Genomic DNA, 20852 nt, shown 5'->3' with positions numbered 1-20852 from the left:
ACAATTTATTCATAAATCAAGCCGCTATAAATAATTATACAATCATCAAACTATTTTTCTTTTGCATTAGTTCAACTATCTCAGCTGATTCAAATCCAATACGCCAATATAATAGTTGCAAAACATCCAACTCATCTTGCGTGATAATTCGATCATTCCATAAACATATTTCAGCAACCCCAAGAATGCTTAACCGCTCACGCAGCAGCAGCCCAGAAATATCATTTAGGATTTCAGCCAAATCAATTGGCTCATCAGATATATCGCGATAGAACTCAAGTTCTTCTTTCGTTAAGATTCGATTGAGGATTTTTTCACGCACTTCGAGCTGGTTATCACTGTTAATTTGTTGCACATGCAGCAAGGCATCAATCAAACGCACAATACTCGGTTTTACATCTTCTAAAGACGTAGGTGTATGTGCAGGCAACAGATTCAACTCATATTTCACTGTTTCAAGTAGTAAGGCGTCGAGTAATCCAATTTCACCATCTTCTTGAATAATCTTGGCAAGCTTGGTTAAGAACTGCCGTGAAATTGTTGCTGGCATAGTACCAATATTTTTACATGCCTCATGAAAAATGGAGATATGCACACGACCATCAAGATTCAATAATGCATCTACAATCGCACGACTCACTTCAGCTTCAGTCGGAATAAACTCTCGATACTGACGAATCATTAAAATAGCAACCATCACCTCACGCGAACCCGTTGCTGTTTGCAAGGCACGTTGGATCAATTCAGGCCGCTGCCAATTTTCACGAATCTCAGGGTTCAACGGTTTAATTGCATCTCGTATCGCAAAACTAATCGGTGACAAGCGCAGTAAAGGTAATGGTTGTGGCGAGTTCCATGGTGTTGCAACATCTGGACTAGCTTCTTCTAGTGAACGGAATAAATAAAATAGCGGCTGGTTTCGCAGTTTTTTTAAATTTTCTAGTTGCAGGTCATGAATGAGCGCTGGATTTAATTCAAAAATGCGCTGTTCAATACTTGGGTGAATATTCATCCAGTTTTGCGGACTGAGTGAGTTTGCAAAACACATATGAGAAATCGATTCCGCATATTCACTATGAATTTGCGAACCTGAATGATGCACATAAATCCTTAATAAGGTTTGAATATTGGCATCATTTTGAATCAGACGTTTAGTTTTCTGGTCATTACGATAGGTTCGAGAACCCAAAGAAATATATTTAATAAAGCGGGAAATCAAAACACCTAAACTACCGATCAACCAAATAACTGCGCCAATCGCTACAAAGAGCGTTTCAAACTTATTGTCCCGTGCTTGTCCATTTTTATAGAAACCACGTTTTGCAATTTTACTGCCCCACTGACTAAAGGTCGTCAACCCGCTATATAAGATTTTCAAACGGGTATTTTCCGCAGCTTCCCCCGACAAGATTTTATTAAATTCATGGCTCAGCAAACCATACATTTCCATCTCATCTAGGGTTTGTAAGGCTCCCCAAGTTAAAATGATCGATGTATCTCGAGGGCTAAAACCAGCGGTGAGCGCATTCACCCCCACTTCATCAGGTAGGACATAAAGTGCAGGAGTATCGATTAAAAAAGTATCTGCCAGCTGCTCAGTCATACGCAGTGCAACACTTTCTTCAGGAATACTTTCTATCAGACTGAGACGACGCGCACCTAATTGTTTGGCAAGTGAATAACCACCTAAACGAAAGGTGTAAAAATCATAGAGAACTGAAACCAACATAATCAGCAGTACAGCAGCCACTAAAAATGGGCTAAGGACATGCCAATAGATAGACTGAGTGGAATCACAATAATCCACAATTAAACCGACAATTACATTAATAATTGCGACGGTCAAAAACACTGCCGCCATACACATGGTGACAGGCCAAAACATATTTTTGTTTTTTATAAAATCATAACCCACACGTCTCAATGTAATACCCTTAAGCTACATTGTCTTTTGTTTGCTCATCATAAATGAAAAAAGCGGGAAATTCCCGCTTTTTCAGTGTGTTTTCAGCAGATTATTCTTCGCGAACACCTGTTAAATCCACAGAAGCTGCATCAATGTTAACATCGATATAAGCTGGCTTTTCATTTTTTGCAGAGTCATTACGCTTACGCTCTAAAGCTGCCAAATATTCAGCATCAATACCGCCTGCCACATATTTACCATCAAATACCGAGCAATCAAAGTCTTGTAACTCAGGGACTTTCTTGGTGCGTACTGCAGATTTCAGATCTTCCAAGTCTTGGAAAATCAAGCGATCAGCACCAATAATTTCACGGATTTCTTCAACGCTACGTTCAGACGCAATCAGTTCAGATTTGGCTGGCATATCGATACCGTACACGTTTGGATATTTCACCATCGGTGCAGCAGACGCAAAGAATACTTTTTTCGCACCCGCGTCACGCGCCATTTGAATGATTTCGTTACAAGTCGTACCACGTACAATCGAGTCATCAACCAAAAGTACGTTTTTGCCTTGGAACTCTAGCTCTACAGGGTTGAGCTTTTGACGCACAGATTTCTTACGAAGTTGCTGACCCGGCATAATGAAGGTACGACCGATATAACGATTCTTCATGAAGCCTTCACGGAATTTCACACCTAAGGTATTTGCAAGCTCTAGCGCTGAAGTACGTGAAGTATCAGGAATTGGGATCACGACATCGATATCGTGCTCATCACCCCATTCACGTAGAATTTTCTGAGCAAGTTTTTCGCCCATTTTCAAACGTGCTTTGTAAACTGAAATACCATCAATAGTCGCATCTGGACGCGCAAAATATACGTATTCAAAGATACAAGGACGATATTCAGGGGCTACTGCACACTGCTTGGTCGACATCACGCCATCAGCAGTAATATAAATTGCTTCACCCGGTGCAATATCACGTTCAACCTTAAAGCCGAGCGCGGTAATTGCGACAGATTCAGACGCAATGATATATTCCATACCATTTTCAGTTTCACGCGAACCGTAGATCAATGGACGAATACCATTTGGATCACGGAAACCTACAAGGCCCTGACCGGTGATCATAGCAACAACCGCATAACCACCTTTGCAACGTTCATGCACACGTGATACCACGTGGAATACATCTTCAGCACTTGGTGTAAGTTTTGCGCGTTTTTGCAATTCATGTGCAAATACGTTTAATAATACTTCTGAGTCTGAATCGGTGTTCATATGACGTAAGTCAGTCTTGAACAAGTCATCATGAATTTCAGCAGCATTAGTTAAGTTACCATTATGTGCAAGCGTGATGCCATAAGGTGAGTTTACATAGAATGGCTGAGCTTCAGCACTGCTTGAAGAACCAGCAGTTGGGTAACGAACATGGCCAATACCATAATTACCCTGTAATGCACGCATATGACGTGTGTGGAACACATCACGCACCATACCCGTATCTTTACGCAGGAATAAACGACCATCCTGACAAGTTACGATCCCGGCTGCATCCTGTCCACGATGTTGTAACATCGTTAACGCATCAAACAACATTTGGTTAACAGGTGATTTACCAGCTATACCAACTACTCCACACATAGCAACCTCGCAGACAAGCTAGGGTTAATAAAAAGGATTATTTGTTGACTCACCCGATCCAGAACGTCCGTGCTTGTTCTGCGACTCAGATGGGAGGTCTGAAGATTTCTGAGCATCTTCAGACTGAATATGATGAAGTGCTTGATTTGCAGCATCTTTGGACAATTCGGTTGCCCAAGGCGCATATGGCAATAATGACTGAACCATTTTAGATTGTTTCCAATGTGGTGAACTTTCTACCCAAGGACCTAGCCCCTGCATAGTGATCAGCACCACCAACAATCCTTTTAAGCTTCCAAAAACACCACCTGCCAGTCGATTTAACGGACCGAGCTTTAATGTTTTCAAAATACTGTTCAATAACCATGTCGCGACCCAAGTCATGACTACAATCAACAATACAATAAATGCGAACGCGGCAATCTTCTGTACCACTGGATCTGTACTTAAAGATGTCATCGAAGGTGCAAGGACGGTTGCATACTTTGCCGCAATGACAAGTGCAAGAATCCATCCAATGAAGTTCGCAAAGGCTTTTACAAATCCTTGACGCAAACCGTTAAGCCCTCCAATGAGCAAAATAATCAGTATAAAGATATCAATGGTATTCATGATATTTACAATGCGTCTACGCAGTCTTTTACAAGTGTCGGACCTGTATATATGAGGCCACTATACACTTGTACAAGGCTTGCTCCTGCTTTTTGTTTCGCAACAGCATCTGCGCCCGACAAAATACCACCCACACCGATCAATGGAATTTGACCGTTTAATACTTTAGCAAAAGCAGCCAAACATGCCGTACTTTTTTCAAAGACTGGCGCACCGGATAGACCACCAGCTTCATCACCAAATGGAAGGCCTTCAACACCTTCACGTGACAAAGTCGTATTGGTAACAATCAGACCATCAATTTTAAATTTTAACAATTGTTGGGCAATAAAATTAATGTCTTCTGGTTCTAGATCTGGTGCAACTTTAAGTACTAAGGGTACATAATGTTGATTTTCATCCGCCAACTCGAGTTGACGTTTCTTGAGCGTCTCTAACAGTTCAGTCAAAGCATCACCGCTTTGTAAGCTACGAAGATTTTTTGTGTTAGGAGATGAAATATTAACGGTAATATAAGAAGCGTAGTTATAAACTTTTTCTAGACAAATCAGATAATCGTCAACTGCTTTTTCAACAGGTGTGACTGCATTTTTACCGATATTGATCCCAAGTACACCCTTAAATTTTGCAGCTTTGACATTTTCGATCAGCTGATCCACGCCATCGTTGTTAAAACCCATACGGTTAATAATGGCTTTTGCTTTCGGTAAACGAAATAAACGAGGTTCAGGGTTCCCTGATTGTGGAAGTGGTGTAATTGTACCAATTTCAATAAAGCCGAAGCCCTGGCTCGCCAGCGCATCGATATAAGCACCGTTTTTATCAAGACCGGCTGCTAAACCAACAGGATTCGGAAATTCGATTCCCATACATGTTACTGGTTTAGACGCCACGTTTTGACGCATCATTCCCATCTTGTGAGAAGATTTCAACAGCGATAATGTCAGCTCATGTGCACGCTCTGGTGCTAAAGTAAACAACAAAGGGCGGGCTAGAGAATACAACATATCTATAAAAGTCTACTGCTTTTTAAGTCGGCATATTATAGGCACAGCACAGATAAAACACCATGCTTAGCAGATCTTTATTTTTACCGATTATTGTACACTCGCTGTTAATTTAACCTGTCCTGCTTCAGAACTTAATTCCATCTTTTCAATACTTAAGCCCATTTGAACCAATTGCGTCAAAAAATTGGCCAGAATTGCATAATTTTCATGCATCACAGCAATCTGTATTTGCTCGCCGACTTGTTGAGATGCTACTGACAAGCCCTGTTGTTGCGATACACGCTGAACTTTTTCCAACGCGCTCAGTTGTGTATCACCTGCTGGTTTCATCGTGACGGCATTACTTTGCATCCAAACAACAGTATCCTTAAGTTCATTCACGCGCTTTTGTTGAAAATTTGCAGCTTTGTTCATATAAAACAGTGCCGAACCAATCGCTGCCACTACAACAAAAATCGTGGTAAAGATCACCATGACTCGTTCACGAGTAGAAAGTTGGTCTAAATAATCAGTGATGCGCTCAATTTGCCCATCTATACGTTGCTGTAGGTTTTCCATTTTTGTCATTATTGTATTTTCACCAATCCAATCGCGCCGTTGGCACTTGGTTGAATATTCCCTAATTCAACTTTAAAACCTTGTTGTTTTAATTGATTGGTTAGGGTTTGTAGTACTTCTGCCGAATTGGCTTTTAGCTCCATATTTAACATCGAGGCTTCATAGCTCACACGATTTGCAGAAATTTGGTTTTGCATTAGAACAGGACCAACACGGCTCAGTAAGGACAGCGCCTGTGCATTGCCTGTTTGACTCTGACGCAATTGTGACTCGAACTGGCTTTTCAGCGTTTGTTCGGTCACAGGATAGCTTTGCCCGAACCAATATTTAAACTGATCAATCGCTTGTGTCGCAGTGATATTGGCCACTTTTTTGTATTGATACCAACGAACTGCATCATAGCTAAACTGTGTAACTAAAGCTGCGACCAAAACTGCTGCACATGCTTTCCAATAGCCACTCACACCCGTATTGGCTTTGGCTTTCGGCAAAACATTGAGTGGATGTTGTTTCGGTTTTTTTATATTGGGTAATTCATAATGAAATGATTCAATGTGATCATGCGTTACAGTGGCTTCAAGACTATGCGTCTGATCTGAACTTAGATTTGAAATCTTATAGTTCGGCTGACCAATTTGATAATCTAAGTACAATGCCAAATCATCAACAGACTGACCGACATATTCACTATTTCGGACCAATAAATGACCGCTGACATTTGCCAAAACATGTTGCCCTGCTTCTGGACTTGGCAAGACCAAAAAGTCAGGTAATAACGAAATGACTTTCACAGGGATTAGTGTCAAAGCATGCTGCATCGTTTCGACTGCACTATGCGCAACCCCCATGACCGTTAATTCATCTGGACTTTGAAAATGATGCAATACTTTCATTGCATCCAAAGGCAAAATGACATATTCCTCAAGTAAATATTTTACGCCGTCTGGGCCAAGTTTTTTATATTGGTTTTTTGGAAAATTTTGCTGAATGATTTGTACATCACGACTTGGAAAGAAAACAACCGCTTCCTTTCCCGCATATGGCTGAATTTCCTGAATCAATTGTTCAAGTGTCGATGACTGCTTCCAGAAATCCCCTTCTGACCATTGCCAAACCCCATTGGCTTCGGGCATCCATAAATACAACATTAATTTTTCTGCCGTTTTAATTGGTTTTTATGTTGATGGTATAAACGTTTTAATTTGTGTTGATAACCCTGGAGCAATGACCGCTTGTTCATAAATGCGCGCTTCTGCCAAAGCATAGGGATTAAAATATTCTGAGACCAAAACACTGGCCATATGTGCCACAACGTTCATATGGCACACCACCACAATAGACTCATACGGTAAATGTGACAACCATTCCACTGCAACTTTGGCATCATCTTCCGGTTTGATGGCATTACAAATAACCACAGGCACATGTGGAAAATGTTTTTGCAAAGATGAAAGTGTTTGCTGCGCCCGCAGTAGCGGACTCACCACAAAAACGTCTGGTTGAATTATATCTTTCAAATATGCTGCAGTTTCTGCCGCTTGAGTTTGTCCGCGCGCTGTTAAAGGACGCTTTTCATCATTCCCCATTACTGGCGGAGCAGCTTCGCCATGCCTAACCAATGTCAGTTGCATAAAATTTCCTTATTCTATTCCGCACATTATATACAGCCAGTATGACAAAGCTATGTGCATTGCATATTAATCAGCAAACTTAAACTTGCTGATGTGGCAAGACAAATTCAACATCACTACGATGGCCATTTTTCATCAGTGACAATGCAATATTCAGTGCCGGTGCACCTTCAAAAATCACTTCGTACAAGGCACTGGTAATTGGCATATATACACCGAGCTCTTCAGAGCGTGCGCGTACTTGCACAATGGTATTAATACCTTCCGCAGTTTGTCCCAGTTCTTTGGTGGCTTGCTCTAAGCTTTTACCACTACCGAGTGCAAAGCCGACTTGGTAATTACGGCTGAGCGGGCTACTACAAGTTGCAAATAAATCACCGACACCAGATAAACCTAGGAATGTTAATGGGTTTGCGCCTAATTTCACTGCAAAACGGCTCATTTCTGCCAAAGCACGTGTCAAAATCATACTCTTGGTATTTTCACCGACACCATAAGCCGCAGCTAGACCCATCGCGACTGCATAGATATTTTTCAGAGCACCGCCCAATTCCACGCCATGCACATCATCACTGGCAAATACACGGAACAACGCACTGTGTAGCGCTTGTTGAACTGCATAACGAACCAGCTCAGATTGGCTTGCGATCACTGTTCCTGCTGGTTGTCCTGCAACAATTTCCTTCGCCAAGTTTGGCCCTGAAAGCACCCCATAAGGGACTTCAGGAAGTTCTTCACGAATAATATCGCTCATAAAGCTAAAGGTATTGGCTTCAATACCTTTGGTTAAAGACACCACTGCTTGTGACGTGATAAAAGGCTTGATCTGCTGTAAAACACTACGGAAAGAATGGCTCGGAATGGCCACCAAAATAATGTCACGATTACATACTGCTTTTTCTAAATCTGAAACAGCAAGCAAACTTGCTTCTAATTGAAAATCTGGCAAGTAACGTTTATTGATATGTGTTGCATTAATGTCCGCAGCTACCGCCTCATCACGAATCCATATCATGGTGTCACAGCCATTACGTACTGCGGTATTGGCCATCGCAGTACCAAAACTCCCACCACCCAACACCGTAACACGTAGTGCAGTTTTTTGGTCAACTGACACAGGGCTAACAAGACTTGCAAAATCAAGTTCTGACATTGTTCTTTTATCCTAATTTCTTTACTGATCGAACTTCATCAATCGATCTATTTTTCACTTTTATTGGTTTGCTTTATGCCAATGGCTTACAAAGTCAGCAGACTGTATTTCAGCACGAGGTGGAATTGCTTTCACAGCTGTACCGATATAAATAATGCCTGAAATCAAATCGTTTTCCGTTAAGCCTAAGGCTTGTTTAAACAATTTAGATTCAACCACCGCCCCACTACGCCACATGGTTGAAAAGCCCTGTGCTTGTAAAGAGAGCAAAAAGTTTTGTACTGCTGCGCCTGAACTTAAAATTTGTTCGAAATGCGGAACTTTGGGATGATCTTGTAATTGAGTTAAAGCCAAAACCAATAGTGGCGCACGAAATGGATGGTGTTTCACACGTTCCAACTGCGCTTCTTCTGTTTGTCCAGTATCGGCTAAAGCATGTGAAAGCAACTCACCAAATGCTTCACGTTCAGTTTCAGGAATAATCACGAAACGCGTAGGCTTAAGACGATGATGATCTGGTGCCGTTAAAGCGGCTTGAAACGCATTTTCCAATTGCTCAGCATTCGGCGCAGGTTCAATTAAATGACCAATCGACTGACGCTGATGAATATTTTGATGAACTGTATCAACTGCTGATTTTAGAATTGACATCTATACACTGTACTTTAAAACGTTTGCTCAAGATTAGCATATTCTCAATAACTTACTCTAGAATGTTTACGTCAGACTCGGTGCTTATTTGTTAAGTCAGCTTTATTCACAGATTTACTATAAAAAAACCGCATAACTTGTACAGCAGTTCCCTGTTCTATAAGAAATTTTATGTTCAAATAAATCAAATTATTTCTAACTCGGGGCACCGCATGAAAAAATTCAACAAAACTGTTGCCATTGTTAGCACGCTAAGCGCAACTGTGCTTTTAGCTGCATGTACATCTACGCCAACAAAATCTTTAGCGATTCAAAAACCAAATAATCAATATGAAGTGACTGCCGTAGGTAAAACCAGTTTAGCGGCAAAAAATAATGCAATTGCAGCTGCAAATAGTACCTGTGGTAAAAATGCGACCCCTGTCGTGGTGGATGAAAAGCAAGAATACAACGGAGTTTTAAAAGGCGTGGTCGATGAAAAGACAGGTCAAATGATTCAGGCGGCGGCTGGCGTACTTGGCACCATTACTGGAAATAGCGGTAGCATCAGCAAAGATGATGATTACCAAACCGTACTAACCTTTAGTTGCCGTGCAAACTAAAACGTTAGTCTGTGATTTCGTTTTGCCATTAACTCAAAATGAAATAGTCGACATGAAATAAAAAAGCCTGCAAATCTGCAGGCTTTTTAGAAGCAAAATTAGCAATAACCGTCTAAACGGGTTAAAGGTAATTTTTGACCAATGGCTTTTTCAATTTCAGGCAGTGAAAAAGCATCATCTTCAGACAAGAAACTAATACTCACACCACGAGTACCTGCACGACCTGTACGACCGATACGGTGTACATAATCATCAGACTGTTCAGGAAGTGTGAAGTTCACTACATGAGAAACACCATCGACATGGATACCACGACCCGCAACGTCTGTTGCAATCATGATGTTATGTTGACCATTTTTGAACTGATCAAGCATTTTCAAACGTTTATCTTGAGCGATTTCACCTGACAACATCACCACTTTATAACCATCTTTTTTGAGGTGATCATAAAGTTTACGCACTTGATCACGACGGTTGGCAAAGATCATGACCTTTTCAATTGGTTCATCACGTAAGATGTCTTCCAACAATTTATATTTATCAGACTTCGCCACCATGTAGACACGTTGCTCTACATCTGCATTAGTTTTTTTCTCAGGTTCAATTTCAACAGTTACTGGTTCAAACAACCATTGCTGTGCCAAATTTAAAACGTCATAACTAAATGTTGCAGAGAACATCAAAGTTTGTCGTTGTTCTTTACGTGGTGAAAAGCGCACGATACGTTTTACAGATGGGATAAAGCCCATATCTAATAAACGGTCAGCTTCATCAATCACTAAAAATTCTATTTGATCGAGCCAAACTTCTTTTTGTTCAACAAAGTCAATTAAGCGACCCGGTGTCGCCACCATAATGTCGACAAAATTACGATTTAATAGATTTTTTTGCTTATCAAAATCTACCCCACCGAGCAAAGTCATGACATTGAGATCAGTGTATTTCACTAATTCTTTTGCATCACTTTCAATTTGCAAAGCAAGTTCGCGCGTTGGTGCAAGAATCAATGCACGCGGTTCACCACGATAACGCTGTTCTTTAATTGGATTATTCAACAAGTCATTGATCACACTGACCAAGAAAGCCGCAGTCTTCCCAGTACCAGTTTGAGCACGACCAATAGCGTCATGTCCAGCCAATGTAAATTTTAAAACCTTTTGCTGAATAGGCGTCATATCCTTAAAACCTAAAGCATCAATGGCTTTTTTAAGGTTCGGATGTAAATTTAAGGTTTCAAAACCTGATGACATATAGATGTGCCCTAAATGAATAATCACAAAATTGCTGAAGCATTATAAACAAAAAACGCCCCAATTTACATTGGAGCGTTTTTGAGTACATTCAGACGATTAGTCTAAAGGTTGTACTTCTTCAGCTTGGAAGCCTTTTTGACCTTTAACAACGCTGAATTCTACGCGTTGGCCGTCACGAAGTGAACGGTGGCCTTCGCCCATAATTGCGCGGAAATGAACGAATACGTCGTCGCCGCCGTTACGTTGAATAAAGCCGAAGCCTTTAGTGTCGTTGAACCATTTAACAACGCCTTGTTCACGAGCTGTCATAAGTTAATCCTTATCGTATTTAAAAAAGAAGGACCACCCGGTGTTGCAAACAGCAGACCAAACAAGGTTAAAAAAAATATTTTTATTTCTAAGCTTGTAATCATTCTGTAAAACTATCAACAAAATCCCGGTTACATCCAAATATATCAAGAGTTAAGAGGCTTCACAGCCAACAAAAATCTTAACAACGCAACGAGCTTAACACGGGTTTACCGCAATTAATAGATTTTTTTGATCTATTTTCCTTTTGAATATTCTTATTTTTTCACATCGTTTGAGTTATAAATCACAAAGGATTTTTACCTATTTTAGGTTGGGATTTGGCACTGTATTTGCTAATATTTCCATTGAAATGTAAACATGTTGGATCTGCTTCGTGAGTGACAGCCAAAATTCGCTTTTAACTGTAGATGCAATGGGTAAACCCTGCCCGATGCCACTATTGATGCTCAAAAAAGCTTTAAAGAAAAGTCCAGACCAATCTTTATTGTTAAAGTCATCCGATCCGCACAGCCAACAAGATGTATCACGATACTGTCAAATACATCAGTTAAACTGTGAAATGCGCAAAATTTCCGATTCTGAGTTTCATTACTTGATTGAATCTTAAAAAGATTCAGTTAAACTAAATTGCTTCATAATTGAATAAAAGTTTACATTTCTATACCCAATTTTCCATAATTTACGGAAATATTGGATTAAGATGAATCTTAGTTATTGGGCTTACCCATTTTAATTCTCAAGGAGAAAACATGAGTGACAGCAGCAATCAATTGATGCCCCTGTCATTATCGGCACCTGGGGTGAATCTTGGTGCTTATATTAGTACTGTTAATCAGATTCCAATTTTATCGGCCGAACAAGAAAAAGAGCTGGCCGAACGTTATTATTATGACCAAGATTTAGACGCAGCTAAAATGCTGGTGATGTCACATCTTCGTTTTGTTGTACATATCGCACGTAGCTATGCAGGCTACGGCTTGCCACAAGGTGACCTGATTCAAGAAGGTAACTTGGGCTTAATGAAAGCGGTAAAACGTTTTGACCCAAACATGGGCGTACGTCTCGTATCTTTTGCTGTGCATTGGATTAAAGCAGAAATTCATGAATATGTGATTCGTAACTGGCGTATTGTCAAAATTGCGACCACTAAAGCGCAGCGTAAATTATTCTTTAATTTACGTAGCTTAAAAAAGTCATCTAAAAAATTAACTTTGGCTGAAGCACAGTCGATTGCCAATGACTTAAATGTAACACCTGAACAAGTCTTGGAAATGGAAGGCCGTTTAACTGCTTATGATGCTGCCTTTGAAGCTCAAGGTGATGATGACGATGAAGGTTCGACCCATGTCGCTCCTGCCCTTTATCTCGAAGATAACCGTTACGACCCTGCGCGTTTAGCGGAAGATGAAGATTACGAAGAACAAAGCACTTCAGCTTTACATGAAGCCATGGATCAGTTGGATGACCGTTCACGTAACATCTTACAACGTCGCTGGTTAGATGACGAAAAGTCGACGCTGCATGAATTGGCGGCGGAATATAATGTATCTGCTGAACGTATTCGTCAGTTGGAAAAAAATGCGATGGAAAAAATTAAAGTCGCAATGTCCTCAAACTAAGTTGAAGGCTTTTCCAGTCATTCTTAAAAAGAGCATTTCGATGCTCTTTTTTATGTCTGAATAGTATTGAATGACAAGCTACAACACAAAAACTTTGGGCATTTTTGCTTTAACCCTGCGTGCTAAATATGCTATGGTTATGCGCAAATTTTGTTAAGGTGAATGCACATGTGGATTGCCATTTCCGCACTTAACTTAGCTTTTGCTGTAATGCTTGGTGCCTTTGGTGCACACGGATTAAAAGCTCGCGCGACTGAAGCCCAATTGGCTTGGTGGCAAACTGCAACGGACTATTTCTTTTATCATGCACTAGGCTTACTTGCCCTCGCGATCTTATCCAAAGTCATTCCCCAACTTCCAATTAAAGCTAGTTTCCTCCTTATACAAGTTGGTATTTTCTTCTTCTGTGGTTCTTTATATGTGATGGCTCTAGGCTTACCACGTGGTCTCGGTGCAATTACCCCGATTGGTGGAGCGCTGATGATTGCTGGATGGCTCATATTGGCATGGAATGCGTTTAAATACGCAAAATAATCAACAGCAGATATTGGTCTTACTCAACAGGTAAGGCAGCAAGAACGGAATCCGCAAATGCAAATCTATTTAAACGGCGAAGCTACACAAACCGAATGTGTCAACCTCTTGCAATTGGTTCAACAATTACAACTGGAAGGCAAACGCTTCGCTGTTGAAAAAAATGAAATGATCATCTCGAAAAGTAAATTGGAACAAACCCCAATTACTGAGCAAGATCATATTGAAATTATTCATGCCGTAGGTGGCGGCTAAAATGGAGCTCCCATGGAAGATACACCCCTAATCATTGGTTCACGTACATTTAATTCACGACTTTTAGTTGGTACAGGTAAGTACAAGGACTTAACGGAAACTGACCAGGCCATTCAAGCCAGTGGTGCTGAAATTGTGACCGTTGCCATTCGCCGTGTGAATATTGGTCAACATCCAGACCAGCCGAACTTGCTTTCTGTAGTTCCACCTGAGAAATATACGATTTTGCCAAATACAGCCGGTTGTTTCGATGCGAACAGCGCGGTTCGTACTTGTATGTTGGCACGTGAACTCTTAGATGGTCACAATTTGGTTAAACTTGAGGTTTTAGGCGATGAGAAAACCCTATATCCAAATATTACCGAGACTTTAAAAGCTGCACGTACATTGATTGACGATGGCTTTGAAATCATGGTTTATACCTCAGATGACCCAATTGTGGCACAAGAACTGGAAAGCATGGGCTGTGTAGCCATTATGCCTTTAGGTAGTCTTATTGGCTCAGGTTTAGGTATTCTCAACCCACATACTATTTCGATCATTAAAGACAATGCCAAAGTACCTGTTTTGGTCGATGCTGGTGTCGGTACAGCAAGTGATGCAGCGATAGCGATGGAATTGGGCTGTGATGGCGTATTAATGAATACTGCCATTGCAGCAGCTCAAAACCCTGTTCTGATGGCGTCAGCGATGAAAAAAGCTGTTGAAGCCGGTCGTGAAGCGTTTCTAGCAGGACGTATGCCGCGTAAACGCATGGCAAATGCCAGTTCACCTGAAACCGGATACTTCTTTAAATAAGAACTCATTCACGGTATAAAAGAGGACTCTATTGAGTCCTCTTTTTGATTTTTCAAACCTGATAATAATGAAAATATTCCATATATTCTGTACCTTGAGTCTTTGTGCCGCATCTAGTTGGCTGTCTGCCCAAGTACCCAGCACAGCCAAATCACTTGCACCGCAAGGTTGGAACATTTTGATGGCTACGACTGGCGACCTAAACAAAGATCAAATGCCAGATATTGCGATGATCGTGGAAAAGCAAAAAGTCGATGTAGCGACCTATGATGACGATGGCAAAGTCGTTCATAACCATCCACGAAAACTCATCGTGTTTTTTAAAACCGCAAAGGGATATCAACGTATCGTTGAAAACAACAGTATCCCTGTCGCTCAACAACCCAATTCATGCTTACTTGACCCACTTGCTGAAGCAGAAGACATCCAAATCAGTAAAGGAAATTTACTCGTTCATTTTAGTTATTTTATGGCTTGTGGCGGCTGGGAATGGCCCCGACATAGTTATACCTTCCGTTGGCAAAATCAATGCTTTGACCTGATTGGTTTTGACTACAGTAGCTTTCACCGAGCTTCTGGTGAAGAAACATCGAAAAGCTATAATTTTTCGACCTTAAAACGTAAGGAAATTGTAGGCGGCAATATGTTTGAAGATGCCAAAACTCAAACCAAATGGTCAAGCTTCAAAGCACCACAACAACTGACGCTTAAAAATATTAACTTTGATGATTTCTATACACAGTTCGAGTACTAAGTTGAACCTGAGCAATGCCAATCTAGCAATAAAAAAACCGCCAATTTCGGCGGTCTTTTTTAATTCAATTTGAATACACAACTTAAGGAATTAAACCTTCATCTCGCATCGCAATTTGAACTGATTGGCGCTCTGCAACTTTGTTGCGTAATGCAATGATATTTTTATATGGCGTTAAATCATGACCGATGCCATTTGACCAATTTGTCAGTACAAAGAGATAAGCATCTGCTGGGCCAAAGTTATCATCGACCAAATAGTCGTTATCCGATTCACCAATCGCTTTATCGATATATGTCAATAAACGATCAATTTCTGCATAAGCTTTTTCTTTAGCGTCTGCATCTAGTGGAGCACCAAAGAATACGGCATAAGCATCATGTAATTCTGAGTTCAAATAGCCAAGCCATTCTAAAACTTTGGCACGACCTAAACCTGATGGTGGAATTAAGTCTTGTTTTGGATCATGCTGTGCAAGAAACGGTAAAATTGCCACGTTCTCGGTCAGGATCAAACCTGGGTTGATTTCTAATGCAGGTACATAACCTTTTGGGTTGATCTCGTAATAATCCACCCCTTTTTCTGTTTTATGGTTTTTTAGGTCAACACGGACCAAATCAAAATCGACATTAATTTCATTTAAAATTATATGTGATGCTAATGAACATGCACCTGGAGAATAATAAAGCTTCATATCTGATCCTTGTTATGTACTATTCAATGTTTTAAATCTCTTCTGTCAAACTTTCAAGTGATCAAACCTGTAAATTGCAAAAAAGCGTAAATGCTGAAACATATATACTCATTGACTATTATCCATATTTAAGAAGATTTCAAGTCACTGTGTTATGCATTTTTATACTCAGTTGTTTTAACATAGCCGCGTTTAAAATTTGATGAAAAGTTACCGTGTTACAACTTAAAAAAGAACAATGGTTTTCCAATATTCGTACTGATGTACTCGCTGGCTTGGTGGTTGGACTTGCGTTGATTCCAGAATCCATCGCCTTTTCAGCTATTGCTGGAGTTGACCCTCAGGTTGGTTTGTACGCTTCGTTTTGTATTGCCGTCACCATTGCCTTTTTTGGTGGTCGTACAGCAATGATTTCAGCTGCTACGGGTGCGATGGCCTTACTTATGATCACTTTGGTCAAAGATCATGGTTTGCAATACCTTTTGGCTGCCACGGTTTTGACTGGTGTGATTCAAATCATTGCTGGCTATTTTAAAGTCGCAAAACTTATGCGCTTCGTCTCGCAGTCAGTGGTGTATGGTTTTTTAAATGCACTCGCGATTTTGATTTTTTTCGCACAGCTACCTGAAATGACAAAGATGGATAGTTTGGGCTATGTCTTTATGCTTTTAGGGCTTGCGATTATTTATCTTTTTCCATATCTACCTAAAATTGGCAAAGCCATTCCATCACCGCTGATTTGCATTATTGTCCTCAGTGGCTTGGCATTATTTTTAGGTGCTGACCTGCGTACTGTGAGTGATTTGGGTAAGTTTCCAGAGACTTTACCTATTTTCTTGATTCCTGAAATTCCTTTTAATCTTGAAACCCTCACGATTATTTTTCCCTATTCCATTACCCTAGCAACAGTTGGCCTATTAGAAACCATGATGACCACGACAGTGATCAATGAAGTCACTGGAACTGAAGGTGATCGTCATCAGGAATGTCGTGGTCAAGGAATTGCCAATATAGTCAGTGGCTTTATGGGCGGCATGGCTGGATGTGCCATGATTGGGCAGTCGATTATTAATGTTAGTTCTGGCGCGCGAACTCGCCTTTCCACTTTGGTTGCAGGTGTATTTTTGTTGTGTTTGGTGGTGTTCTTAAAAGACTGGCTGGCTTATGTCCCAATGGCGGCCTTAGTCGCGATTATGGTCATGGTGTCATTCACTACTTTCCAGTGGAATTCCGTCAAGCAATTTTCAAAGCATCCAATGTCTTTTAATGTCGTGATGATTGCTGTGGTGATCGTGGTGCTTGCAACACATAACTTGGCGCTTGGCGTATTGGTTGGTGTGCTCCTCTCTGCGTTGTTTATTATCAATCAACTAGAAAGTTCGGTAAAAGTCACATCAGAACTTAAAGACAAAGTCCGTAGTTACACGGTCTATGGGCAAATTTTCTTTAGTGGCTCTGAGAGTTTTTATCAATTTTTTGATTTTCAGGAGAGGGTTAGTCATGTTCGAATTGATCTGAGTCATGCACATATTTGGGATATTACTTCCGTTAATATTTTGAAGAATGTCGTGCAAAAATTTGAATCAAGACAGATTCAAGTAGAGGTTTTTGGCTTAAATGAAGCAAGTAGCACTTTACTCGACCGTGTCAGTGACTAATGGATTTTTGAAATATTCACTTTGAATCCAATCAATTTTCAATAAAGTGTGACCTATTGAAACCCTATTCAGGATGTATATAGCAAAGGGTTTCAATAATCAAAGTCTCATTTGTAATGACATTACATAAAATACTAAGGCAATAAAAAAGAGAAAAATTCACCATTCATTCGATTTAACTGTATAATTCATCTCATAAAATTATAACTATCAAAAATAAAATAAAGATTTGATGTGACTTTCTATTTATTTTTTTAAATTGTGGATACACAAAATTGGGGGAATTTTGATGGTATGGTTTTGGTCACGACACTGCATTCAAGCAAATCGGCTGCTGGTCTTAGCGAGTCTATTTTGCCTGCTATGTTGTATTGCTATACCCACTTTTGCCAATTCCACCCCTCAGATCTCAAGCAGTCATTGTCCTGTTGAAATTACCCATATTGCCACAGCTAAAAGCGCTGTCGAGCAAGAGCGCCCACGTACAGGTTGGCAAAATCTGCAAAAGCTTCCAGACACTTGGAATAAACGTTGGCCGGATTATCATGGTATCGCTTGGTACAAAATCCAATTTAAGTTGAACTGTGACCTCCATCAGTTAAATCAACCCATTGCTATCGCTATACAAGGCATCACCCAAAGTGGACGGGTTTATATCAACGATGCCCTGCTTTGGCAAGATTACATTTCAGCACAACATTTTTCACGAAGCCAACATCAACCTAGACTATTGAACTTGCCTAGCTCGAGTTTAAAGCAAGGTGTAAATACCATTTGGGTGCAAGTGTATGGTTCAGTGACCCAAAAATCAGGACTCAGTTCAGTTCAAATTGGGGAATACCCGCAAGTCTACGACACCTTTAAGATTTGGCTACTCGAACAACGACAATTAGTAGAACTGAATACGATGATTAATTTCGTCGTGGCTGTGTTCTTTTTTTTAGCATGGCTCGCCAATCGTAATGAAAGAGCCTATTTATGGTTAACCATTACAGGCATGGCTTGGGTATTTTATAGCCTGTGTATTATTTTTAATGGGCCAATTGCATTTCTAACCACCGTACAGGTCGACCGCCTACAAAATATTATTTTCTGTTTTTATACGGTTTTTGGCTGTATTGGTGCGTGGTATTTTGCAAACCATCCCTTCCCGAAAATTCAAAAACTATTATTAAGCCTTGCCACTATCGCAGCACTCTGTATCGGTTTTGCACCAGAGGCTTATTTAAAGACCGTCATCCAAATTTGTTTTAGCTTCTTTGTTTTGGTCTTTGTGGCCAAATGTATTAGCTATCCGTACTTGGCGTATAAAGCCAAAATGGCTGAAACCTATTTGCTTGCAACGCTGTATCTGATTTATTTACCAATTGCGGTACATGATGCGCACTTTATGATGACCATGGAAGGCCATGCGCTCTCACCATATACTGGCCCACTAACCACCCTCGTTTTGGGCGGCGTACTGGCTTTGCGTTTAGCTCGACACACCCGTCAAATTGAGCGTTTTAATAAGACCTTAACTGAAAATGTTCAACGAGCTGAACTGAAACTCGCCACTTCACTTGGTCAACAACATCAACTCGCACTTGAAAATGCACGACTTCAAGAACGAATTCATTTATCTCATGACTTACATGATGGTTTAGGCGGATCAATTGTCCGTTCAATTTTACTGTTAGAACAAAATGACAAAATTGAAAAACCACAAATCATGTCGATGCTTAAACTGTTCCGAAATGATTTAAGACAAGTCATCGATTCAGGTTCGAGTATAGGAACGAAAGTTCCAGACACCCCGATCGAATGGGCGGCACCGATTCGCCATCGCTTTGTACAGCTCTTTGAAGAATTAGACATGAGCTCGAGCTGGAAAATTGCTGCCGAATGGATTCACTCACCTTCTGCGACCCAATGTCTCAATTTGACTCGCGTTGCAGAAGAAACCCTCACCAATATTTTAAAACACAGTCAAGCCAGCAAAGTTCATTTCAGTTTGTGCCAAACAGAAACTCAGTTGGTATTACGTATTGAAGATAACGGTATAGGCTTCGACCCTAATGATGTTGAACAAGGTCTACATGTTGGTCTACATAGTATGCAAACACGAATCCATCGTATCGGTGGTGAATTTAAAATACAGTCACAGCCGGGTTCTACCGTTCTTGAGGCCATTTTGCCATTTAAATCTGATGGTGCTGACAGTGAAGATCTTGATGAAAAAACAGCCTAGATTAATGTTAATTCATGACTTTTGAGCTGAGTAATTCACTGTACATGGCAAATGCTCAGCACGGCTCCAATCAGTAAGATTGAGCAAAAAGCGGATTTATTCACGGTAAAAATTTGACTTGTGTATCTCAGGACTTAAAATACGGCATTCGAATTTTTTACATTTGCCAAAGTTATGTCGAACGATCAATTAGACCAGCACGCAGTAGATCTGGATAACCTGAACGAACACCGTGAAATCGTGACGTTTATGCGCCGCTCTGCGCCACTTAATACTTCGCAACGTACTGCGCTGGAACAATATGGTCATCTAATTTTGGAATATCCTGTTGGGGATTTGCGTCAGCATTTTGAACACCCTGAACGTCCATTAACTGTTGAGATCGGTTTTGGTATGGGGCGTTCTTTGGTACTAATGGCAAAAGCAAACCCTGAACGTAACTTTGTCGGTATTGAAGTACATGTTCCGGGTATCGCTCAATGTGTGTATGAAGCCGGTCTTGCAGGTTTAACTAACCTTCGAGTATTGGATGCTGATGCCATCCAAGTGCTACGTGAAATGCCAGACAACAGTATTAACACTGTGCAATTATACTTCCCAGATCCATGGCAGAAGAAACGTCATTTCAAACGTCGTTTTGTATCTCATGACCGTATGCCATTGGTTGAAGAAAAATTAGAAATCGGGGGTACATTCCATTCAGCAACTGACTGGGAACCTTATGCTGAATGGATGATCGAAGTTCTTGAAGAACGTCCACGTCTGGAAAACCTTGCAGGTAAAGGCAATAGCTACCCTCGTCCAGATTGGCGTCCGCAAACTAAGTTTGAACGTCGCGGAATTGAAGCAGGCCATAAAATTAATGACTTCATCTTCAAAAAAGTAAATTAATTTTTGAATGAAATAAAAAACCACCGTTAGCGGTGGTTTTTTATTGCTGTTTTTGATCTAAGATTTTTCTGTGTTGTATCAAA

22 protein-coding genes are annotated in these 20852 nt (G+C 40.5%); 10 read left to right on the top strand and 12 right to left on the bottom strand.

Translation table 11 applies throughout. The annotated features are described in order from the left end of the window. Positions 1 to 34: 34 nt before the first annotated feature. The 9 genes from FTU29_RS00740 to FTU29_RS00700 all read right to left on the bottom strand — a co-directional run bounded on the left by FTU29_RS00740 (position 35) and on the right by FTU29_RS00700 (position 9169). Positions 35 to 1924 (bottom strand): M48 family metalloprotease, encoded by a 1890-nt coding sequence (locus FTU29_RS00740; protein ID WP_171263783.1) that lies wholly within the window; start codon positions 1922 to 1924, stop codon positions 35 to 37. Positions 1925 to 2015: 91 nt separating this feature from the next. Further along, the gene (gene purF / locus FTU29_RS00735) at positions 2016 to 3554 is read right to left on the bottom strand and encodes an amidophosphoribosyltransferase (RefSeq protein WP_078193623.1); all 1539 of its coding nucleotides are present in this window, start codon (positions 3552 to 3554) and stop codon (positions 2016 to 2018) included. Between the two features lie 24 nt (positions 3555 to 3578). After that, the gene (locus tag FTU29_RS00730) at positions 3579 to 4166 is read right to left on the bottom strand and encodes a CvpA family protein (protein WP_078188866.1); all 588 of its coding nucleotides are present in this window, start codon (positions 4164 to 4166) and stop codon (positions 3579 to 3581) included. A gap of 5 nt (positions 4167 to 4171) precedes the next feature. Further along, complete coding sequence (locus FTU29_RS00725; protein WP_078188867.1) at positions 4172 to 5173, bottom strand: quinone-dependent dihydroorotate dehydrogenase; 1002 nt, start codon at positions 5171 to 5173, stop codon at positions 4172 to 4174. A 90-nt stretch (positions 5174 to 5263) separates the two neighbouring features. Further along, positions 5264 to 5743 (bottom strand): type II secretion system protein GspM, encoded by a 480-nt coding sequence (gene gspM / locus FTU29_RS00720; RefSeq protein WP_078188869.1) that lies wholly within the window; start codon positions 5741 to 5743, stop codon positions 5264 to 5266. Further along, complete coding sequence (gene gspL / locus FTU29_RS00715) at positions 5743 to 6882, bottom strand: type II secretion system protein GspL (protein WP_078193625.1); 1140 nt, start codon at positions 6880 to 6882, stop codon at positions 5743 to 5745. The genes gspM and gspL overlap by 1 nt, the downstream gene beginning before the upstream one ends. 27 nt (positions 6883 to 6909) lie before the next feature. Further along, a complete protein-coding gene (locus FTU29_RS00710) occupies positions 6910 to 7365 on the bottom strand; it encodes a histidine phosphatase family protein (protein WP_078193626.1) in 456 nt (151 codons plus the stop codon). A gap of 79 nt (positions 7366 to 7444) precedes the next feature. Beyond that, on the bottom strand, positions 7445 to 8518 hold the full coding sequence (locus FTU29_RS00705) for an NAD(P)H-dependent glycerol-3-phosphate dehydrogenase (protein ID WP_180023883.1): 1074 nt from the start codon (positions 8516 to 8518) through the stop codon (positions 7445 to 7447). Positions 8519 to 8578: 60 nt separating this feature from the next. Continuing rightward, positions 8579 to 9169: a nitroreductase family protein gene (locus FTU29_RS00700; RefSeq protein ID WP_171525909.1), complete on the bottom strand. Its 591-nt coding sequence runs from the start codon at positions 9167 to 9169 to the stop codon at positions 8579 to 8581. Positions 9170 to 9381: 212 nt separating this feature from the next. Here FTU29_RS00700 and FTU29_RS00695 point away from each other — a divergent pair, with 212 nt between their 5' ends. Then, complete coding sequence (locus FTU29_RS00695; RefSeq protein ID WP_078188876.1) at positions 9382 to 9771, top strand: hypothetical protein; 390 nt, start codon at positions 9382 to 9384, stop codon at positions 9769 to 9771. Between the two features lie 98 nt (positions 9772 to 9869). On the opposite strand, the gene rhlB is transcribed toward FTU29_RS00695, so the two are convergent. Both rhlB and FTU29_RS00685 read right to left on the bottom strand, forming a co-directional pair. Further along, a complete protein-coding gene (rhlB, locus tag FTU29_RS00690) occupies positions 9870 to 11021 on the bottom strand; it encodes an ATP-dependent RNA helicase RhlB (protein WP_180003018.1) in 1152 nt (383 codons plus the stop codon). Positions 11022 to 11120: 99 nt separating this feature from the next. Next, complete coding sequence (locus FTU29_RS00685) at positions 11121 to 11333, bottom strand: cold-shock protein (protein ID WP_005014923.1); 213 nt, start codon at positions 11331 to 11333, stop codon at positions 11121 to 11123. A gap of 415 nt (positions 11334 to 11748) precedes the next feature. Here FTU29_RS00685 and FTU29_RS00680 point away from each other — a divergent pair, with 415 nt between their 5' ends. The 6 genes from FTU29_RS00680 to FTU29_RS00655 all read left to right on the top strand — a co-directional run bounded on the left by FTU29_RS00680 (position 11749) and on the right by FTU29_RS00655 (position 15296). Beyond that, positions 11749 to 11943, top strand: a complete 195-nt coding sequence (locus tag FTU29_RS00680) for a sulfurtransferase TusA family protein (protein WP_078189214.1) — start codon at positions 11749 to 11751, stop codon at positions 11941 to 11943. Between the two features lie 142 nt (positions 11944 to 12085). After that, the gene (gene rpoH, locus FTU29_RS00675) at positions 12086 to 12955 is read left to right on the top strand and encodes an RNA polymerase sigma factor RpoH (RefSeq protein ID WP_078188879.1); all 870 of its coding nucleotides are present in this window, start codon (positions 12086 to 12088) and stop codon (positions 12953 to 12955) included. A 168-nt stretch (positions 12956 to 13123) separates the two neighbouring features. Then, complete coding sequence (locus tag FTU29_RS00670; RefSeq protein WP_180010328.1) at positions 13124 to 13489, top strand: DUF423 domain-containing protein; 366 nt, start codon at positions 13124 to 13126, stop codon at positions 13487 to 13489. A gap of 57 nt (positions 13490 to 13546) precedes the next feature. Next, a complete protein-coding gene (gene thiS / locus FTU29_RS00665) occupies positions 13547 to 13744 on the top strand; it encodes a sulfur carrier protein ThiS (protein ID WP_180007313.1) in 198 nt (65 codons plus the stop codon). Positions 13745 to 13756: 12 nt separating this feature from the next. After that, positions 13757 to 14542 (top strand): thiazole synthase, encoded by a 786-nt coding sequence (locus FTU29_RS00660; protein WP_111885685.1) that lies wholly within the window; start codon positions 13757 to 13759, stop codon positions 14540 to 14542. Positions 14543 to 14609: 67 nt separating this feature from the next. Then, positions 14610 to 15296 carry a hypothetical protein gene (locus tag FTU29_RS00655; protein WP_180119820.1) on the top strand — a complete coding sequence of 229 codons (687 nt, stop codon included), beginning with the start codon at positions 14610 to 14612 and terminating at the stop codon, positions 15294 to 15296. An 82-nt stretch (positions 15297 to 15378) separates the two neighbouring features. Here the strand turns inward: FTU29_RS00655 and FTU29_RS00650 are convergent, their stop codons facing one another. Next, a complete protein-coding gene (locus FTU29_RS00650) occupies positions 15379 to 15990 on the bottom strand; it encodes a glutathione binding-like protein (protein ID WP_078188886.1) in 612 nt (203 codons plus the stop codon). A 215-nt stretch (positions 15991 to 16205) separates the two neighbouring features. On the opposite strand from FTU29_RS00650, the gene FTU29_RS00645 reads away from it, so the two are divergent. The 3 genes from FTU29_RS00645 to trmB all read left to right on the top strand — a co-directional run bounded on the left by FTU29_RS00645 (position 16206) and on the right by trmB (position 20769). Next, positions 16206 to 17648 carry a SulP family inorganic anion transporter gene (locus FTU29_RS00645; protein WP_180119818.1) on the top strand — a complete coding sequence of 481 codons (1443 nt, stop codon included), beginning with the start codon at positions 16206 to 16208 and terminating at the stop codon, positions 17646 to 17648. Positions 17649 to 17937: 289 nt separating this feature from the next. Then, entirely contained in the window at positions 17938 to 19878 is a 1941-nt protein-coding gene (locus FTU29_RS00640) for a sensor histidine kinase (protein ID WP_257226886.1), read from the top strand. Between the two features lie 174 nt (positions 19879 to 20052). Next, positions 20053 to 20769, top strand: a complete 717-nt coding sequence (trmB, locus tag FTU29_RS00635) for a tRNA (guanosine(46)-N7)-methyltransferase TrmB (RefSeq protein ID WP_078188891.1) — start codon at positions 20053 to 20055, stop codon at positions 20767 to 20769. Positions 20770 to 20852: the final 83 nt, after the last annotated feature.

Source organism: Acinetobacter sp. YH12086, assembly GCF_013419345.1.
GTDB classification, from domain to species: domain Bacteria; phylum Pseudomonadota; class Gammaproteobacteria; order Pseudomonadales; family Moraxellaceae; genus Acinetobacter; species Acinetobacter amyesii.
This window is presented reverse-complemented; position numbering and strand designations above follow the sequence as displayed.

Bases quoted from the DNA above. Each gene is read 5' to 3' on its own strand.
- purF (WP_078193623.1), bottom strand. From the start codon at position 3,554: ATGTGTGGAGTAGTTGGTATAGCTGGTAAATCACCTGTTAACCAAATG.
- FTU29_RS00730 (WP_078188866.1), bottom strand. From the start codon at position 4,166: ATGAATACCATTGATATCTTTATACTGATTATTTTGCTCATTGGAGGG.
- FTU29_RS00725 (WP_078188867.1), bottom strand. From the start codon at position 5,173: ATGTTGTATTCTCTAGCCCGCCCTTTGTTGTTTACTTTAGCACCAGAG.
- gspM (WP_078188869.1), bottom strand. From the start codon at position 5,743: ATGACAAAAATGGAAAACCTACAGCAACGTATAGATGGGCAAATTGAG.
- gspL (WP_078193625.1), bottom strand. From the start codon at position 6,882: ATGTTGTATTTATGGATGCCCGAAGCCAATGGGGTTTGGCAATGGTCA.
- FTU29_RS00710 (WP_078193626.1), bottom strand. From the start codon at position 7,365: ATGCAACTGACATTGGTTAGGCATGGCGAAGCTGCTCCGCCAGTAATG.
- FTU29_RS00705 (WP_180023883.1), bottom strand. From the start codon at position 8,518: ATGTCAGAACTTGATTTTGCAAGTCTTGTTAGCCCTGTGTCAGTTGAC.
- FTU29_RS00700 (WP_171525909.1), bottom strand. From the start codon at position 9,169: ATGTCAATTCTAAAATCAGCAGTTGATACAGTTCATCAAAATATTCAT.
- FTU29_RS00695 (WP_078188876.1), top strand. From the start codon at position 9,382: ATGAAAAAATTCAACAAAACTGTTGCCATTGTTAGCACGCTAAGCGCA.
- rhlB (WP_180003018.1), bottom strand. From the start codon at position 11,021: ATGTCATCAGGTTTTGAAACCTTAAATTTACATCCGAACCTTAAAAAA.
- FTU29_RS00685 (WP_005014923.1), bottom strand. From the start codon at position 11,333: ATGACAGCTCGTGAACAAGGCGTTGTTAAATGGTTCAACGACACTAAA.
- FTU29_RS00680 (WP_078189214.1), top strand. From the start codon at position 11,749: ATGGGTAAACCCTGCCCGATGCCACTATTGATGCTCAAAAAAGCTTTA.
- rpoH (WP_078188879.1), top strand. From the start codon at position 12,086: ATGAGTGACAGCAGCAATCAATTGATGCCCCTGTCATTATCGGCACCT.
- FTU29_RS00670 (WP_180010328.1), top strand. From the start codon at position 13,124: ATGTGGATTGCCATTTCCGCACTTAACTTAGCTTTTGCTGTAATGCTT.
- thiS (WP_180007313.1), top strand. From the start codon at position 13,547: ATGCAAATCTATTTAAACGGCGAAGCTACACAAACCGAATGTGTCAAC.
- FTU29_RS00660 (WP_111885685.1), top strand. From the start codon at position 13,757: ATGGAAGATACACCCCTAATCATTGGTTCACGTACATTTAATTCACGA.
- FTU29_RS00655 (WP_180119820.1), top strand. From the start codon at position 14,610: ATGAAAATATTCCATATATTCTGTACCTTGAGTCTTTGTGCCGCATCT.
- FTU29_RS00650 (WP_078188886.1), bottom strand. From the start codon at position 15,990: ATGAAGCTTTATTATTCTCCAGGTGCATGTTCATTAGCATCACATATA.
- FTU29_RS00640 (WP_257226886.1), top strand. From the start codon at position 17,938: ATGGTATGGTTTTGGTCACGACACTGCATTCAAGCAAATCGGCTGCTG.
- trmB (WP_078188891.1), top strand. From the start codon at position 20,053: ATGTCGAACGATCAATTAGACCAGCACGCAGTAGATCTGGATAACCTG.